Source organism: Microbacterium sp. FG3, assembly GCF_057809335.1.
On record NZ_JBMDJT010000006.1, the window covers coordinates 88,856 to 104,906 of the forward strand.

Here is a 16,051-nt window from a genome sequence, read left to right on the forward strand (position 1 = left end):
TCCGGAGATCTCCCATGCCTTTCACCCCCGCCATTCCCCGACGGCGCCTGGCCGCCTTCGCCGCCCTCGCCCTGACTGCGCCCCTCTTCACCGGCTGCGCTCTGATCCGAGCCGAGGACCCCGACCACGACACCAAGGTGGCCCTCGAGCACATCCACGGGCTCGCCTCCGACCCCGAGACGGGCGGTCTGCTCATCGCCAGCCACGGCGGCATCTACCAACTCGACGCCCTCACCCGCTCGGCGGAGCTCAGCGGACCGGTCGCCGGCAACGACTTCGACGCCATGGGGTTCACCGCCGTCGACGGTCAGCTCTATGCCTCCGGACACCCCGGGCCGAACAGCCCCGACCACTTCGCCGGCCAGAATCTCGGCCTCATCCGCTCCGACGACAACGCCCGCACCTGGACGAACGTCGCATTCACCGGTGAGGCCGACTTCCACGACCTCGCCATCAGCGAATCCGATCCGAATCGCATCTACGCGAACAACTTCGGCATCGTCTACCGCTCCGACGACGGCGGGCGCACCTGGAACGACGGAGTCGGCGTCGACGCACGCGACATGCTCGCCGACCCCGACGATTCCGACACCGTCTACGCGACCACTCCCGAAGGGCTCTATGTCAGCCGTGACGCGGGTGCGACGTTCGAGCTCGACGAGACTGCGCCGCGGATGGTTCTGATCGCGACGAACAGCCTGGGGCTACTGGTCGGCACCAGCTTCGACAACACACTCGTCTACCAGCTCCCCAGCGGCGAGTGGGCCACCGGAGGCGAGTACGAAGGTGTCGCCCAGGCCCTCACCGTCACGCCGGGCGACGAGATCGCCCTCGTCGACCAACGTGGCGTGGTCACGACACGTGACTTCGGTACCACCTGGGAAGAGATCTTCCGCCCGGAGCCGCACACTTGACGTCCAACCGGGCCTTCCCGGGTTCAGTGAAGGAACCCGTCCCACTTCGGCTCGAACAGCAGGCCGCCGGGGTGCTTCGCCGGATCCGGGATCGCCGGCACGGCCTTGGCGAGCATCGGCGCGGGGATGTCGTGGGGCATGCGCCCATCCTGCCGCCGGCGATGCCCCGTGACCAGGGGCGCCGGGTCGGTCAGGCGAAGGCGCCCATGCCCGTGAGGTCGCGGCCGATCAGCAGGGCCTGCACGCTCTCGGTGCCCTCGTAGGTGTGGATCGCCTCGATGTCGGCCATGTGCTGGATGACGCGGTTCTCGAGCAGGATGCCGTTGCCGCCCAGCACGTCGCGGGCGGTCTGCGCGATCCGGCGCGCAGCGCGGGTGTTGTGGTACTTCGCCAGCGACGCCTGGGTGGGCCGCAGGGCGCCGGACGCCTCGACGTCGGCCAGGCGGCGGCAGTACAGCTGCATGGCCGTGAGCTCGGCCAGCATCTGCGTGAGGCGCTCCTGCACCATCTGGAACCGCGCGAGCGGCTTGCCGAACTGCTCGCGCTGCGTCGAGTACGCCAGCGCGGTCTCGAAGCACGCCGTGGCGTGGCCGAGCGCCGACCAGGCCACGCCGGATCGGGTGGCGAACAGCACGCGCGAGGTGTCCTTGAACGAGTGCGCACCGGGCAGGCGGGCATCGCCCGGCACCCGCACGCCGTCGAGGCGGATGTGCGCCTGGTGGATCGCGCGCAGCGAGACCTTGCCCTCGATCACCGTGCCGGTGTAGCCGGGCGCGTCCTGCTCCACGAGGAAGCAGCCGACCTGGCCGTGGTCGGTATCGGTCTCGTCGTCGATCCGCGCCCACACGAACGTGATGCCGCCCGAGGCGCCGTTGCCGATCCACTTCTTCGCGCCCGAGATCACCCAGTCGCCGCCGTCGCGTCGCGCCACCGTCTCGAGCGACGTGGAGTCGGATCCGTGCACCGGCTCGGTGAGCGCGAAGGACCCGAGCACCCCTCCGGTGGCCAGCGGGCGCAGCCAGCGGTCCTTCTGCACGTCGCTGCCGTAGAAGACGAGGGTGCGCAGGGCCAGGCCGCCCTGCACCGCGAGGATCGTGCCGAGCGAGCCGTCGCCGCGCGAGAGCTCCATGTTCACCAGGCCGGCCGCGAGCGGCGACATCGGCGTGAGGTCGGGGTGCTCCACGCCGTCGCCGAGCAGGTGCAGCTCGCCCATCCGCGGCAGCACCTCCACGGGGTACTCGGCGCGATCCCACGCCTGCGCCATCCGATCCGAGTACTCGCCGACGAGCGTGCGCGCGCGCTCCCACGCGTCGCGATCCGCGCCGGAGACGTCGGCGAAGACGGCGTAGTAGTCGGTGTCGAGGGGAGAGGTGACGTCGTACGGCTCGGTACGGTCGCCGGGAAGCTCGGTGGCCACGTTGCTCACTCCGTTCGGTCGGTGCAGGGCATTCCACCCGTCGCAGGCATGCCCACACGGTAGGGCGCGGCGTGGGCGCGCGCACGCCGTTTGTGCGAATCCGACAGCCGGATGCCCCTGCGCGCGCACGGTAGGATCGTCGGAGACTTCCAGAAAGGCGCGCGATGTTCCTGATCAGCTGCATCCTCTTCCTCGCCGGCTTCGCGGCGTTCGCCGTCGCGTTCATGGTGCCCTCGTTCCAGGCCGTCGTCTTCGCGCTCGGCATCCTGCTCGTGTGCGCCGCCATGGCGCTGCCCATCCACGCGCGCTCCGGCGCCAAGGAACAGCGCTGACGCAGACCCTCCGAACGCACCCGCGCCCCACGGGGACGGGTGCGTTCGTCGTGTCGCCGCGGTGTCTGCGGCTGGTTCGCGGGTTCGGGCGCGTCGCGGCGGGATAGTACGCTGGGGTCTTGGTCGAGTTCGCTCGACGTCGAGACGTTTTCCACGCCTCTGGCCCTGTCGCCCACATAAGGATTGCAACGTGGATCTCTACGAGTACCAGGCTCGAGACCTTTTCGAGAAGTACGAGGTGCCGGTGCTCGCCGGCATCGTCGCCGACACCCCCGAGGAGGTGAAGGCAGCGGCGGAGAAGATCGGCGGAGTGGTCGTCGTCAAGGCCCAGGTGAAGACCGGCGGTCGCGGCAAGGCGGGCGGCGTCAAGGTCGCGAAGACCCCCGATGAGGCGTACGAGGCGGCCAAGGCGATCCTCGGCCTCGACATCAAGGGCCACGTCGTCAAGCGCGTCATGGTCGCCCAGGGCGCCGACATCGCCGAGGAGTTCTACTTCTCGGTGCTGCTGGACCGCGCGAACCGCTCGTACCTGTCGCTGTGCAGCGTCGAGGGCGGCATGGAGATCGAGCAGCTCGCCGTCGAGAAGCCCGAGGCGCTCGCGCGGGTCGAGGTCGACCCGCTGCAGGGCATCGACAAGGCCAAGGCCGTCGAGATCGCCCGCGCCGCGGACTTCCCCGAGGACCTCGTCGAGAAGGTCTCGGACGTCTTCGTCAAGCTCTACGACGTGTACAAGGGCGAGGACGCCACGCTCGTCGAGGTGAACCCGCTCGTCCGCACCGGCGCCGGTGACATCATCGCCCTCGACGGCAAGGTCACCCTCGACGACAACGGCACCGAGGTGCGCCACCCCGAGCACGAGGAGCTCGAGGACAAGGGCGCCGCCGATCCGCTCGAGGCCAAGGCCAAGGCGAACGGCCTCAACTACGTCAAGCTCGACGGTCAGGTGGGCATCATCGGCAACGGCGCGGGGCTGGTCATGTCGACCCTCGACGTCGTCGCCTACGCGGGCGAGAAGCACGGCGGCGTGAAGCCGGCCAACTTCCTCGACATCGGCGGCGGCGCGAACGCGCAGGTCATGGCCAACGGCCTCGACGTCATCCTCGGCGACGAGCAGGTCAAGAGCGTGTTCGTGAACGTCTTCGGCGGCATCACCTCGTGCGTGGCCGTCGCGGAGGGCATCGTGAAGGCCCTCGAGATCCTCGGCGACGCGGCCACCAAGCCGCTCGTCGTGCGCCTCGACGGCAACCAGGTCGAGGAGGGCCGCGCCATCCTCGCCGCCGCGAACCACCCGCTCGTCACCCTCGCCGCAGGCATGGACGAGGGCGCCGACAAGGCCGCCGAGCTGGCGAACGCCTGAGCCCCCGGATCGAAAAGGACTAGACAGATGTCGATCTACCTCAACAAGGACTCCAAGGTCATCGTCCAGGGCATCACCGGCGGCGAGGGCACCAAGCACACGGCGCTCATGCTCAAGGCGGGCACCAACATCGTCGGCGGCGTGAACGCGCGCAAGGCCGGCACCACCGTGACGCACGAGAAGCCGGGCGTCGGCGAGGTCGAGCTGCCGGTCTTCGGATCGGTCAAGGAGGCCATGGAGCAGACGGGCGCCGACGTGTCGGTCGCCTTCGTGCCGCCGGCCTTCACGAAGGCCGCGATGATCGAGGCCATCGACGCCGAGATCCCGCTGCTCGTTGTCATCACCGAGGGCGTGCCCGTCGGCGACACCGCCGAGGCCTGGGCGCACGCCAAGGCCAAGGGCAACAAGACGCGCATCATCGGGCCGAACTGCCCCGGCATCATCACGCCGGGCGAGGCGCTCGCGGGCATCACGCCGGCCAACATCACGGGCAAGGGCCCCATCGGCCTCGTGTCGAAGTCGGGCACGCTGACCTACCAGATGATGTTCGAGCTGAAGGACTTCGGCTTCTCGACCGCCATCGGCATCGGCGGCGACCCGGTCATCGGCACGACGCACATCGACGCGCTCGAGGCGTTCGAGAACGACCCCGAGACCAAGGCGATCGTCATGATCGGCGAGATCGGCGGCGACGCCGAGGAGCGCGCGGCCGAGTACATCAAGGCCAACGTCACCAAGCCGGTCGTCGGCTACGTCGCGGGCTTCACGGCCCCCGAGGGCAAGACGATGGGCCACGCCGGCGCGATCGTCTCGGGCTCGGCCGGTACCGCCGCCGCGAAGAAGGAGGCCCTCGAGGCCGCCGGCGTCAAGGTCGGCAAGACCCCCAGCGAGACCGCCGCGCTCATGCGCGAGATCATGCAGTCGCTGTAAGTCTCACTCGCACGAAGGCCTCGCCCGATCCGGGCGGGGCCTTCGTCGCGTCCGGGGGGCGGTGCCCGCGCTCGCGCTCGCGCCGGGTCAGCCGACGGGCGTGATCGCGAACACCGGGTGAGCCGGCGCGATCTCCTCGAACGCCGCGAGGTCGGCGGCCGGAGCCGCCGCCACGTGCGGGCGGACGATCGGCACCTGGCGCACGTACGCCTTCAGCACGGGGGCCGCGGCGCGGGTGTCGAGCTCCTCGGCGCGGACGCGCTCGACGCGCGAGCCGCGGTGCAGCGTCGCCTCCCCGGCCGCGCGCAGGTTGTGGACCCACCCGACCGGTCCGTACGGCGCGACGAGGTACCGGCGCCCGTTCACGAGGATCGGCGTCACGGGCACGGTGCGCGGCTCGCCCGTGGCGCGGCCGGCGACGGTGAGCGATGCCACGCCACCGGGCGCGAGTCCGCGCCGCCCGAGCGCGGCCATGATCCGGTCGATCCGTCGCCGCAGGGGAGTGAGCCGATAGGTGCCCGTCATGAGGTCAGGCTGGGGCCTCCGTCCGGCGGGGAGGAATCGGGTGCCTCGCATTCGTCCTACGCTGGAGTCATGCCGCTGAAGGGTGAGTACCTGCCGAGCACCGCCGAATGGGCTCGCACGCAGGCCGAGACATACGAAGCGACGAACGGTGCCGAGGCGAACACGCTGCGCGGGGTGCCGGTCATCGTGCTGACGACCGTGGGTGCCAAGAGCGGCGGCCTGCGCAAGACCGCGCTCATGCGGGTCGAGCACGAGGGCCGCTACGCCGTCGTGGCGTCGAAGGGCGGGGCCCCGGAGCCGCCGCAGTGGTACTTCAACCTGCGCGCGAACCCGCACGTCGAGCTGCAGGACGGCGCGGTCAAGCGCGACTACCTCGCGCGCGAGCTCGACGGCGCCGAGTACGACGAGTGGTGGGAGCGCGCGGTCGCCGTGTGGCCCGACTACGCCGAGTACCAGAAGAAGACGGATCGCAGGATCGCCGTCTTCTTGCTCGAGCCCACCGAGGACTGACACCGGCCCGGACCGTTCCCGGCATGGGCGCAGGGGATCGGAGGCCGGGCGACCTAGGCTCGGTAGCGCCCATGCATCGCCTCCTCGTCGCCCTGCTCGCCGCGATCGACGCCGCCGTCGCGGCGGCCGTCGCCGTCGGCGTCGTGCTCGCGCCCCTCACGCTCCTGTGGATCTTCTCGTTCGGCGGCGGCGCCGACTGGCAGGCGCTGTGGCCGGCGACCGCGCGCATCTGGCAGCTGGGCATGCTCGTGCCCGTCGAGCTGACCCTCGGCGACGAGTTCCTCGCCGCCGCGTCGCTGCCGCAGGAGGCCGCGTCGTTCGCGGTCTCGCTCGCGCCCCTCGCCTTCGCCGGGTTCGTCGTGCTCTTCGCCGCCCGCTCGGGGGGCCGCGCGGTGGCGGCGGGCGCCTGGATCACCGGCACGGTCGCGGGGGCGGCGACCACGGCGCTCATCGCGGCGATCGTGCTGCTCACCTCCGACAACCCCGTGGCGGTCGTGCACCCGGCCCCCGCGGTGCTCTGGCCCACGCTGCTCTACGCCGCCGGCGCGCTCGGCGGCGTCATCGCCGAGGCCTGGCGGGAGGGCGACGGCGGACCGATCGATCGCGTGCACGACGTGCTGGACGGGCTCGCCGTGGCGTGGCGCGAGGTGCCCGCGCTCGCGGTCCGCGGGGCGGCGATCGTCGTCGTGGGGCTCCTCGGTGCCGCCGGTGTCGCGCTGGCACTGTCGGTCGTTCTCCGTGGCGGCGAGGTGGTCTCGCTCTTCGAGGCGGCGCACGTGGACGCGCTCGGTGCCACGGGCCTCACCCTCGCCCACCTCGCCTACCTGCCGACGGCGCTCGTCTGGGCGGCGTCCTGGATCGCCGGGCCCGGCTTCGCGGTCGGCGCCGGCACGACCGTCTCTCCCGTGAGCACGGATCTCGGTGTCGTCCCCGCGCTGCCGATCTTCGGGCTGCTGCCCGAGCACGGCGCGGCGCCGCTGCTGCTCGCCGCCCTCATCCCCGTGGCGCTCGGCGCGATCGCGGGATGGGCGGCTCGCGCACGCTTCGTCGTCGAGCTCGACGCCGCCGCGGCCGAGGAGGGCGGCGCCGGAGCGCGCGCCCCCGAGCCCGTGCTGCCGCGCCTGGTCGTGGCGCTCGGGATCGCGGTGCTGTCGGGGGCGGCCGCCGCGGCGCTGGCCGCGGCCGCGTCCGGCGCCATGGGCCCGGGGCGCCTGGCGGAGGCGGGACCGGAGCCGGGTGCCCTCGCGCTCGCCGTGGGCCTCGAGGCCGCGGTGGGCGCCGGGATCCTGCTGCTCGGCCCCCGACCCGAGCGGTGGCACGGCGACTACGACGAGGTCGCCGGCGCCGAGGCCGACGCCCTCGACACCGCCTGAGCGACCGCCTCGACGTCGGTCGTGATCATCCCCACGGTGACGCGGATGCGGTCACGGCCGTCGGTCGTCGTCGTGATCTGGTCGCGGAAGAACGCGCTTCCCGCCGCGACGCGAATGCCCTGCGCGGCGAGGCCGACGATCGCGGCCCTCTCGTCGTCGACGGGCACCCACGCATTGATGCCGTCGGCGATGGTCGTCCGCCCGACATCGCCCAGCGCGTCCGCGAAGCGCCGCTGCCGTGAGGCGTACGCGGACCGTGCCCGCGCGACCTCCGCGATCGACTCGCCATCCGTGAGCAGCTCGGCGAGCGCATGCTGGATGAGGCGCGGCACCCACCAGGGGCCGAGCGTGCGACGGCCCTCGATGCGGGCGATCAGCGCGGCCGGCCCGCTCAGCGCCGCGATGCGCAGATCGGGCCCGTGCGACTTCGAGAACGATCGCACGAGCACGGTCTGATCGGGCAGATGCCGGCCGAGCGTGACGGACTCCGCCTGCGCGATCGAGCCCGAATGATCGTCCTCGATCACCGTGATGTTCCGTCCCCGCGGGGAACGACGGATGACCTCCGCGAGCTCCTGGGCGCGATCGGCGGTCATGGACACGCCGGTGGGGTTGTGCGCACGGGGCTGCAGCAGGAGCACGCGGGGCCCGACCGACATCGCGTCGGCGAGCGCCGCCGGCACCACACCCTGCTCGTCGACCGCGACCGGCACGATCCCCAGATCGTGTGCGTCGAGCAGGTCGTAGAACGGCGGGAACGTCGGCTGCTCGACGACCACCCGGTCGCCGAAGCGCGTCAGCTGCTGCAGCGAGCGGTCGATGCCGTCGAGAGCGCCGCTGACGACGGTCAGCGCGTGCCCCTCGATCGGCCACCGCTCGCGCAGCAGGCGCTCGAGCCGTGGCAGCAGCGGGACGTCGTGGTAGCTGGCGGTCACCGCCTGCGGTGCGGCACGCGTGAAGGCGCGAGCGAGCTGCGGCAGCAGCAGCGGGTCGGGCGTGCCCCGCGAGAGATCGAGCCGCGTGGCGTGGACGTGTCCGGCGAGGCGGCGCGTGTGCGGGGCGACCTCGCGCGCGGTCGTGGCGCGGATGAAGGTCCCCGCGCGCCCGCGGGAGACGATCGTCCCCGCCCCCGAGAGGGCGCGCCACGCGGTCGACACGGTCGCCGGGCTCACTCCCAGCGACCTCGCGACCTCGCGCACCGTCGGCAGGCGGTCGCCGGGGGCGAGCGTGCCGTCCGCGACGAGCCGCGCGAGCGAGGCGGCGATCCCGGACGGCGTGGGGCTCTCGATGCGCTGCGCGAGCGTTCCTGCCGTGGCGACGGGTGTCATGTGTCGATCCTGCAGCGGCACGCGGCCGCGCTGCACGGGCAGGACCGCGAATTTACGGGGGAGGTGGAAAGCGAAATCTCAGAGAAATGTCCAAGCGCGACAGTGACGCAATCACGAGCCGGCAGACGGCGTCACACCGCGGAGGAGCCGAGATGACCACAGTTCGCGTCGCGATCAGCCAGACCACCTGGACGGGCGACAAGGCGTCCATGCTCGACAAGCACGAGCAGTTCGCTCGCGACGCCGCCGCCCAGGGCGCGCAGGCGATCGGCTTCCAGGAGCTGTTCTACGGTCCGTACTTCGGCATCACGCAGGATCAGAAGTACTACCGCTATGCCGAGCCCGCCGACGGGCCGATCGTGCAGCGCTTCGCGGATCTGGCCAAGGAGCTCGGCATCGTGACGGTCCTGCCGATCTACGAAGAGGCCATGGCCGGCGTGTACTACAACACGAGCGTTCTGGTCGACGCCGACGGGACGGTGCTCGGCAAATACCGCAAGCACCACATCCCGCACGTCGAGAAGTTCTGGGAGAAGTTCTACTTCCGTCCCGGCAACCTCGGCTACCCGGTCTTCGAGACGGCCATCGGCAAGGTCGGCATGTACATCTGCTACGACCGCCACTTCCCCGAGGGATGGCGGGAGCTGGGCCTGAACGGCGCCGACATCGTGTTCAACCCCAACGCGACCAAGCCCGGCCTGTCGAACCGGCTGTGGGAGATCGAGCAGCCGGCCGCCGCGGCCGCGAACGGCTACTTCGTGGCGGCGCCGAACCGCGTCGGTCGCGAGGACAACGAGTACGGCGACCTCGCCGTCGACTTCTACGGCAGGAGCCAGTTCGTCGACCCGCGCGGCAACCTCGTGGGCGACTACGGATCGTCCGAGCACGAAGAGCTGCTCGTGCGCGACCTGGACTTCGGGCTCATCCGCGAGGCGCGCGACAGCTGGCAGTTCTACCGCGACCGCCGCCCCGACTCGTACACCGCGATCCCCGCTCCCTGAGAGCCGCGGGCCAGGCAGCCGACACCTGACAGGAGCAACGCATGAGCACGACACTCATCACCGGTGGAACGGTGGTCAGCGCCACCGGCCGCGGCCTCGCCGACGTGCTGGTCGACGGCGAGCGGATCGTCGCGGTGCTGGAGCCCGGGTCTCAGATCGTCGGGGCGGATCTGACGCACACGGTCGACAGGGTCATCGACGCGACGGGCAAGTACGTCATCCCCGGCGGGATCGACGCACACACGCACATGGAGATGCCCTTCGGCGGCACCTTCGCGAGCGACACGTTCGAGACCGGCACGCGTGCGGCGGCATGGGGAGGGACGACGAGCATCGTCGACTTCGTCGTGCAGTACCCCGACCAGAACATCCTCGATCAGTACCAGGCGTGGCAGGAGAAGGCCGCGGGGGAGTGCGCGATCGACTACGGCTTCCATCAGATCCTCTCCGACGTGCAGACGTCCTCGCTGCACGCCATGGACGAGCTGGTGGCCGAGGGCGTGACGAGCTTCAAGCTGTTCACGGCCTACAAGGGCGTGTTCCTCTCGGACGACGGCCAGATCCTCCGCGCGTTCCAGAAGGGCGCCGAGAACGGCGCCATGATGATGATGCACGCGGAGAACGGCTCGATCATCGACGTGCTGCAGCAGCAGGCGCTCGAGGCCGGGCACACCGGACCCGAGTGGCACGGCCTCACTCGTCCCTGGGAGACGGAGGAGGAGGCGACGCACCGCGTGATCATGATCTCGCGGCTCACCGGCGCGCCACTGTACGTCGTCCACGTGAGCGCGAAGCAGGCCGTGGAGCAGATCGCCGCGGCGCGGGACGCGGGCTACAACGTGTTCGGCGAGACCTGCCCTCAGTACCTCTACCTGTCGCTCGAGGAGCAGCTGGCCGCGAAGAGCGCGGAGTGGGGGGAGCTGGAGGGCGCCAAGTGGGTGTGCTCCACCCCGTTGCGGTCGCACCACGACGGCCACCAGGACGCCATGTGGCGCAGCCTGCGCACGAACGACATCCAGATGGTCTCGACCGACCACTGCCCGTTCTGCATGAAGGAGCAGAAGGAGATGGGGATCGGGAACTTCGCGAAGATCCCGAACGGCATCGGAAGCGTCGAGCACCGCATGGACCTGATGTACCAGGGCGTCGTGGAGGGGCGGATCACGCTGGAGCGCTGGGTCGAGATCACCTCGACCACGCCGGCGCGGATGTTCGGGATGTACGGGCGCAAGGGCGTCATCCAGCCCGGCGCCGACGCCGACATCGTCGTCTACGACCCCGATGGCCACACCTCGATCGGCGTGGGCAAGACGCACCACATGAACATGGACTACTCGGCCTGGGAGGGCTTCGAGATCGACGGCCATGTGGACCTCGTCATGTCGCGCGGCCAGGTGATCGTCGATGACAGGGGCTACATCGGCCGCAAGGGTCACGGCCGGTACATCAAGCGCGGCCTGAGCCAGTACCTGAGCTGAGCGGAGGCGACACACATGGATTTCGGAATCGTCCTGCAGAACGACCCGCCCGCGTCGCGCGTGGTCGACCTCGCCGTCCAGGCGGAGAACCACGGCTTCAGCCACGTCTGGACCTTCGACTCCCACCTGCTGTGGCAGGAGCCCTACGTCGTGTTCAGCCAGATCCTGGCCGCCACGCGCAAGGTGAAGGTGGGGCCCTTCGTCACCAACCCCGCCACCCGCGACTGGACGGTGACGGCCTCCCTCTACGCGACCCTCAACGAGATGTTCGGCAACCGCACGGTGTGCGGCATCGGGCGGGGCGACAGTGCGGTGCGCGTGCTGAACGGGCGGCCCTCCTCGCTGCAGGAGCTGCGCGAGGCGATCCACGTCATCCGCGAGCTCGCGAGCTCCCGCGCGGTGCAGCACAACGGCGCGACGCTGCGCTTCCCATGGTCCGTCGGCAGCGAGCTCGAGATGTGGGTCGCCGCGTACGGGCCCAAGGCGCTGCAGCTGACCGGCGAGGTGGGAGACGGGTACATCCTGCAGCTGGCCGACGTCGACATCGCGAAGTGGATGATCACGGCGGTGCGCGAGGCGGCCGAGCGGGCGGGCCGCGATCCCGACGCGATCACCTTCTGCGTCGCCGCGCCGTTCTACATCGGCGACGACATCGAGCACATGCGCAACCAGACCCGCTGGTTCGGCGGGATGGTCGGCAATCATGTGGCCGAGGTGGTGCGCCGCTACGGCGCCGACGGGGCCGTGCCGCAGGCGCTGACCGACTACATCGACAAGCGCGAGGGATACGACTACAACTCGCACGGCAGGGCCGGCAACGACCACGTCGACTTCGTGCCCGACGAGATCGTCGACCGATTCTGCGTGCTGGGCACGCCGGAGCAGCACATCGAGAAGCTCGAGCAGCTCCGCGAGGTCGGCGTGCACCAGTTCGCCGGATACCTCCAGCACGACAACAAGGAGGAGACGATCCGGGCCTACGGCGAGACGGTGATCCCGGCCATGCGGGAGAGGGTGCTGGCCAAGGTATGAGCGCCGTGTCGACGAGTTCTGCGCGTGTCCACCGCGGGCGCGGCGCCCGCGCGTGGGCGTGGGGCGCGGGCGGGATCATCCTGCTTGCCGCGCTGTGGGAGCTCTACCGGCTGACCGGGCCGGAAGACGGCGTCGTGATCGGCGGCGTGCGGGTGCTGCCGCGGGCGATCGACCTCGCGATGCCCCACGTGTGGGACATGGTGGCGCGACTGTTCGCCGGCGAGACGCGGGCCGCCACGGCCGACGCGCTGTGGTGGGCGGTCGCGCAGGCGTCGTTCGTGACGCTCGGCACCGCGGCCGCTGGTCTTGCCGTCGGCGTCGTGGTCGGCATGGGGTTCGCGCTGCTGATGCTCGCCTTCCGCGTGGCGCGCTGGGCGCTGCTGCCGTGGATCGTGCTCAGCCAGACGGTTCCCCTCATCGCCTTCGCGCCGCTCGTGCGTGCGTGGGGCTCGCGCATCGAGATCGGCGCGTTCGAGTGGCAGGACTGGATGAGCGTGGCCCTCATCGCGAGCTATCTGGCGTTCTTCCCGGTGGCCGTGGGGGCGCTGAGCGGGCTCGACGCCCCCGACCGGATCCATCTCGAGCTGATGCGGACATACGGCGTCGGGTGGTGGCGCACGCTGCTCGCGCTGCGCCTGCCCGCCGCCGTCCCGCACCTGCTCACGGCGCTGCGCCTCGCGGCGGCGAACGCCATCGTGGGGGCCGTCGTCGCCGAGGTCTCGACCGGCGCGCGCGACGGCGTCGGCCGCATGGTGGTCCAGTTCGCGGGTCAGGCCTCGTCCGATCCGCCCAAGGCCTGGGCACCCATCTTCGGTGCCGTGGCACTGGGCCTCCTCGCCGCCGGCTCGGTCGCGCTCGCCGGCTGGCTCCTCAAGGACTATCGACGCGTGGAGGTGTCGTCCCGATGACGACCGAACAGCACCCTGGGACGTCGGCGGTCGCGATCGCCGGCGTCGACAAGATCTTCGCCACCCGCTCGGGCACGGTGCACGCCCTCAGCGGGGTGGACCTCGCCATCGCGCCGGGCGAGTTCGTCTCGCTGATCGGGCCATCGGGATGCGGCAAGTCCACGCTGCTGCGGCTGATCGCCGATCTCGATCAGCCCACGAACGGATCCGTGGAGCTGTTCGGCAAGCCGGCGGCGAGGGCTCGCATCGATCAGGACTACGGCATCGCGTTCCAGCAGGCGGGCCTGCTGCCGTGGCGCACCGTCGCCGACAACATCGGACTGCCGCTGCAGCTGCACGGCTGGAGCGCATCGGACCGCCGCGAGCGTGTCGCGGAACTGCTCGAGATGGTCGGCCTGGCGGACTTCGCCGACCGCCACCCCGACCAGCTCTCCGGCGGCATGCAGCAGCGCGTGGCGATCGCCCGCGCGCTCGCCGAGAAGCCGCGGCTGCTGCTCATGGACGAGCCCTTCGGGGCGCTCGACGAGATGACCCGCGAGCGCATGCAGTCGGAGCTGCTGCGCATCTGCGCCGAGACGAGCGCGGCCGTGGTGTTCGTGACGCACTCGATCCCCGAGGCGGTGTACCTTTCCGACCGCGTCGTGGTGATGTCGCCTCGCCCCGGCCGCATCAGCGACGTCGTCTCGATGCGGCTGGTCGGCACGTCCGACCGCACCGAAGAGCTGCGCGAGGACGAGGGCTACTTCGAGATGATCACCGCCGTGCGCGAGGCGCTGCACGCGGGTGAGGGGCGCCCGGGGGCGCTGGCGCGCGGAGTGGAGACGCGATGACGGCATCCGTGACCGACGCTCCCCGGATCCGGGCGGCGGGCGGCGCCGCGCGGTGGGGTGTGGTCGCCGCTCCCGTGGCGCTGGGGCTGGCCGTGCTCGGCGTGTGGCAGCTGCTCGTCAGCGTCGTGGGCGTCGACGACTACCTGCTGCCCAGCCCCGGAGCCATCGCGGGTGAGTTCGCGGCGTTCCTCCCCTCGGTGCTCGAGGGCGCGCGCGTCACGGGGCTGAACGCGCTGCTCGGCCTCGTCGCCGGCTCGCTCGTGGCCGTGCTGCTGGCCGCCCTGGCCGCGGCCAGCCGCGCGATAGACGGCATGACGGCGCCCCTCGTGGCCGCTCTCGCGGTCGTGCCGATCGTCGCGCTGGCGCCGGTCCTGAACACCATGTTCGGCGCCGACAGTCAGCTGGGGCGCCAGGTGATCGCGGGCATCGCCGCGTTCACACCCGTGTTCCTGGGGACCCTGCGCGGGCTGCGGCAGGCGCTTCCGCTGCACCGCGACCTGATGCACGTCTTCGCCGCCACACCCGTGCAGGCCTTCCGCACGGTGACGCTGCCGACCGCGACCCCGCACATCCTCACCGGACTGCGCGTCGCGAGCTCGCTGTCCGTGATCTCGGCGCTCGTCGCCGAGTACTTCGGAGGCCCGCGCGGCGGCCTCGGCGGCCTCATCTCGACCTACGCCGCGCAGAGCGCGTACGCGCGGAGCTGGGCATTCGTCGTCGGCGCCATCCTGCTGGGCGTGCTGTTCTATCTCGTCACCAGCGGCCTCGAACGGCTCGCGCGCCGTCACCGGCACTGAATCTTCGCCACCGGCGAAAGCACCACCGCACCAACCGAGCATCACCCGCCTCTCTCGCAGAGAACCATCTCGGAAGGAACACCATGAACCACAGCACACCCGCTTCCCACAGAGCCTCGACCCGACGTCGTCTGCTCGCCTTCGCCTCGATCGGTGCGGCCGCATCGCTCATCCTCTCCGGCTGCGCGTCGGGGCCGGATGAGGCCGCTGGCGGGGGCGACGGCGAGGAGCTGACGCCCGTGACCCTGCAGCTGCAGTGGCTCGCGCAGGCGCAGTTCGCCGGCTACTACGCCGCGCTCGAGCAGGGCTTCTTCGAAGAGGAGGGCCTCGACGTCGAGATCGTCGAGTCGGGCGGCGACATCGTTCCGCAGGACGCGCTCGTCGCCGGCGACGTCGACTACGCGATCGCGTGGGTGCCGAAGGTGCTCGGATCCATCGAGCAGGGCGCCGACGTCACCAACGTCGCGCAGATCTTCCAGCGCTCGGGCACCCTCCAGATCGCGTGGGCGGACTCCGGCATCGACTCCGTCGCCGACTTCGAGGGCCGTCGCATCGGCTCCTGGGGCTTCGGCAACGAATGGGAGATCTTCGCGGCGATGGCGGCCGAGGGCCTCGACGCGTCGAGCGTCGAGATCATCACCCAGTCCTTCGACATGAACGCGTTCCTGCAGGGCGACATCGACGCCGCGCAGGCGATGACGTACAACGAGTACGCGCTGCTCCTCGAGACGGTGAACCCGGACACGGGGGAGCTCTACCAGCCCGAGGACTTCAACGTCATCGCGTACGAGGACACCGAGGGGGCGATGCTGCAGGACGCGATCTGGGCAGACACCGAGCGGCTCGAGAGCGACGAGGAGTACGCCGAGACGACGGTCGCCTTCCTGCGCGCCGTGATCAAGGGCTGGGCCTACGCCCGCGACAACGCCGAGGAGGCGGCGCAGCTCACGGTGGACGCCGGCTCCGCCTGGCCGATCGGGCACGAGACGTGGATGGCGAACGAGACGAACAAGCTGATCTGGCCCGCCGAGAACGGCATCGGATACATCGATCCGGCCGCGTGGGACGCGACGGTGGAGGGCGCCCTCCGTGCCGTCAATGAGCAGGGCGCCCGTCTCATCACGGAGGAGCCGCCCGCGACGGCCTACGACAACACCTACATCGAGCAGGCGATCGCCGAGCTCGAGGAGGAGGGGATCGACGTGCGCGGCGAGTCGTACACGCCGCTCGAGGTGACCCCGACCGAGGGCGGCGAATGAGCAACGGCATCACCGAGGTCGCGGGCGGCGAGGGCACGAGGGTCTGGGATCACGACGGCA

The 16,051-nt window shown here is 70.9% G+C and carries 16 protein-coding genes and 1 pseudogene; 13 read left to right on the forward strand and 4 right to left on the reverse strand.

The genetic code is table 11. The features are described 5' to 3' along the window. The first annotated feature begins 14 nt into the window (after positions 1-14). Positions 15-914 (forward strand): F510_1955 family glycosylhydrolase, encoded by a 900-nt coding sequence (locus ACODR5_RS03770; RefSeq protein ID WP_488982774.1) that lies wholly within the window; start codon positions 15-17, stop codon positions 912-914. 32 nt (positions 915-946) lie between these two features. On the opposite strand, the pseudogene ACODR5_RS03775 reads toward ACODR5_RS03770, so the two are convergent. Further along, positions 947-1,054: pseudogene (locus tag ACODR5_RS03775) on the reverse strand (ATP-dependent DNA ligase); the annotation flags it as partial. 50 nt (positions 1,055-1,104) lie between these two features. Then, positions 1,105-2,331 (reverse strand): acyl-CoA dehydrogenase family protein, encoded by a 1,227-nt coding sequence (locus tag ACODR5_RS03780; protein WP_488982775.1) that lies wholly within the window; start codon positions 2,329-2,331, stop codon positions 1,105-1,107. A 164-nt stretch (positions 2,332-2,495) separates the two neighbouring features. On the opposite strand from ACODR5_RS03780, the gene ACODR5_RS03785 reads away from it, so the two are divergent. From ACODR5_RS03785 to sucD, 3 genes are all read left to right on the forward strand, one after another. Next, entirely contained in the window at positions 2,496-2,663 is a 168-nt protein-coding gene (locus ACODR5_RS03785) for a hypothetical protein (protein WP_449853472.1), read from the forward strand. A 190-nt stretch (positions 2,664-2,853) separates the two neighbouring features. Next, positions 2,854-4,020, forward strand: coding sequence for an ADP-forming succinate--CoA ligase subunit beta (gene sucC, locus ACODR5_RS03790; RefSeq protein ID WP_460815918.1), 1,167 nt, complete (start codon positions 2,854-2,856; stop codon positions 4,018-4,020). Between the two features lie 27 nt (positions 4,021-4,047). After that, the gene (sucD, locus tag ACODR5_RS03795; RefSeq protein ID WP_449853470.1) at positions 4,048-4,950 is read left to right on the forward strand and encodes a succinate--CoA ligase subunit alpha; all 903 of its coding nucleotides are present in this window, start codon (positions 4,048-4,050) and stop codon (positions 4,948-4,950) included. Positions 4,951-5,037: 87 nt separating this feature from the next. On the opposite strand, the gene ACODR5_RS03800 is transcribed toward sucD, so the two are convergent. Then, the gene (locus tag ACODR5_RS03800; RefSeq protein WP_488982776.1) at positions 5,038-5,475 is read right to left on the reverse strand and encodes a nitroreductase family deazaflavin-dependent oxidoreductase; all 438 of its coding nucleotides are present in this window, start codon (positions 5,473-5,475) and stop codon (positions 5,038-5,040) included. A 69-nt stretch (positions 5,476-5,544) separates the two neighbouring features. On the opposite strand from ACODR5_RS03800, the gene ACODR5_RS03805 reads away from it, so the two are divergent. Both ACODR5_RS03805 and ACODR5_RS03810 read left to right on the forward strand, forming a co-directional pair. Continuing rightward, positions 5,545-5,985 (forward strand): nitroreductase family deazaflavin-dependent oxidoreductase, encoded by a 441-nt coding sequence (locus ACODR5_RS03805; RefSeq protein ID WP_488982777.1) that lies wholly within the window; start codon positions 5,545-5,547, stop codon positions 5,983-5,985. A gap of 71 nt (positions 5,986-6,056) precedes the next feature. Further along, positions 6,057-7,358: a cell division protein PerM gene (locus tag ACODR5_RS03810; protein ID WP_449853467.1), complete on the forward strand. Its 1,302-nt coding sequence runs from the start codon at positions 6,057-6,059 to the stop codon at positions 7,356-7,358. Here ACODR5_RS03810 and ACODR5_RS03815 read toward each other — a convergent pair. Next, entirely contained in the window at positions 7,310-8,686 is a 1,377-nt protein-coding gene (locus tag ACODR5_RS03815) for an aminotransferase-like domain-containing protein (RefSeq protein ID WP_460815923.1), read from the reverse strand. The genes ACODR5_RS03810 and ACODR5_RS03815 overlap by 49 nt on opposite strands. A gap of 152 nt (positions 8,687-8,838) precedes the next feature. Between ACODR5_RS03815 and ACODR5_RS03820 the strand changes: the two genes are divergently transcribed. The 7 genes from ACODR5_RS03820 to ACODR5_RS03850 all read left to right on the forward strand — a co-directional run bounded on the left by ACODR5_RS03820 (position 8,839) and on the right by ACODR5_RS03850 (position 15,991). After that, positions 8,839-9,687: a nitrilase-related carbon-nitrogen hydrolase gene (locus tag ACODR5_RS03820; protein ID WP_449853465.1), complete on the forward strand. Its 849-nt coding sequence runs from the start codon at positions 8,839-8,841 to the stop codon at positions 9,685-9,687. A 41-nt stretch (positions 9,688-9,728) separates the two neighbouring features. Then, positions 9,729-11,165 (forward strand): dihydropyrimidinase, encoded by a 1,437-nt coding sequence (hydA, locus tag ACODR5_RS03825; RefSeq protein ID WP_488982778.1) that lies wholly within the window; start codon positions 9,729-9,731, stop codon positions 11,163-11,165. Between the two features lie 15 nt (positions 11,166-11,180). Next, on the forward strand, positions 11,181-12,197 hold the full coding sequence (locus ACODR5_RS03830) for a TIGR03842 family LLM class F420-dependent oxidoreductase (protein ID WP_460815929.1): 1,017 nt from the start codon (positions 11,181-11,183) through the stop codon (positions 12,195-12,197). Further along, on the forward strand, positions 12,194-13,105 hold the full coding sequence (locus ACODR5_RS03835) for an ABC transporter permease (protein WP_488982779.1): 912 nt from the start codon (positions 12,194-12,196) through the stop codon (positions 13,103-13,105). Before ACODR5_RS03830 ends, ACODR5_RS03835 begins: the two co-directional genes overlap by 4 nt. Continuing rightward, complete coding sequence (locus ACODR5_RS03840) at positions 13,102-13,935, forward strand: ABC transporter ATP-binding protein (RefSeq protein ID WP_488982780.1); 834 nt, start codon at positions 13,102-13,104, stop codon at positions 13,933-13,935. Before ACODR5_RS03835 ends, ACODR5_RS03840 begins: the two co-directional genes overlap by 4 nt. An 8-nt stretch (positions 13,936-13,943) precedes the next feature. Then, entirely contained in the window at positions 13,944-14,732 is a 789-nt protein-coding gene (locus ACODR5_RS03845; protein WP_488982781.1) for an ABC transporter permease, read from the forward strand. 83 nt (positions 14,733-14,815) lie between these two features. Then, positions 14,816-15,991: an ABC transporter substrate-binding protein gene (locus tag ACODR5_RS03850; RefSeq protein WP_488982782.1), complete on the forward strand. Its 1,176-nt coding sequence runs from the start codon at positions 14,816-14,818 to the stop codon at positions 15,989-15,991. The last annotated feature ends 60 nt before the right edge of the window (positions 15,992-16,051 follow it).

Bases quoted from the DNA above. Each gene is read 5' to 3' on its own strand.
- ACODR5_RS03830 (WP_460815929.1), top strand. From the start codon at position 11,181: ATGGATTTCGGAATCGTCCTGCAGAACGACCCGCCCGCGTCGCGCGTG.
- ACODR5_RS03835 (WP_488982779.1), top strand. From the start codon at position 12,194: ATGAGCGCCGTGTCGACGAGTTCTGCGCGTGTCCACCGCGGGCGCGGC.
- hydA (WP_488982778.1), top strand. From the start codon at position 9,729: ATGAGCACGACACTCATCACCGGTGGAACGGTGGTCAGCGCCACCGGC.
- ACODR5_RS03800 (WP_488982776.1), bottom strand. From the start codon at position 5,475: ATGACGGGCACCTATCGGCTCACTCCCCTGCGGCGACGGATCGACCGG.
- ACODR5_RS03770 (WP_488982774.1), top strand. From the start codon at position 15: ATGCCTTTCACCCCCGCCATTCCCCGACGGCGCCTGGCCGCCTTCGCC.
- ACODR5_RS03820 (WP_449853465.1), top strand. From the start codon at position 8,839: ATGACCACAGTTCGCGTCGCGATCAGCCAGACCACCTGGACGGGCGAC.
- ACODR5_RS03785 (WP_449853472.1), top strand. From the start codon at position 2,496: ATGTTCCTGATCAGCTGCATCCTCTTCCTCGCCGGCTTCGCGGCGTTC.
- ACODR5_RS03805 (WP_488982777.1), top strand. From the start codon at position 5,545: ATGCCGCTGAAGGGTGAGTACCTGCCGAGCACCGCCGAATGGGCTCGC.
- ACODR5_RS03840 (WP_488982780.1), top strand. From the start codon at position 13,102: ATGACGACCGAACAGCACCCTGGGACGTCGGCGGTCGCGATCGCCGGC.
- sucD (WP_449853470.1), top strand. From the start codon at position 4,048: ATGTCGATCTACCTCAACAAGGACTCCAAGGTCATCGTCCAGGGCATC.
- ACODR5_RS03815 (WP_460815923.1), bottom strand. From the start codon at position 8,686: ATGACACCCGTCGCCACGGCAGGAACGCTCGCGCAGCGCATCGAGAGC.
- ACODR5_RS03810 (WP_449853467.1), top strand. From the start codon at position 6,057: ATGCATCGCCTCCTCGTCGCCCTGCTCGCCGCGATCGACGCCGCCGTC.
- ACODR5_RS03850 (WP_488982782.1), top strand. From the start codon at position 14,816: ATGAACCACAGCACACCCGCTTCCCACAGAGCCTCGACCCGACGTCGT.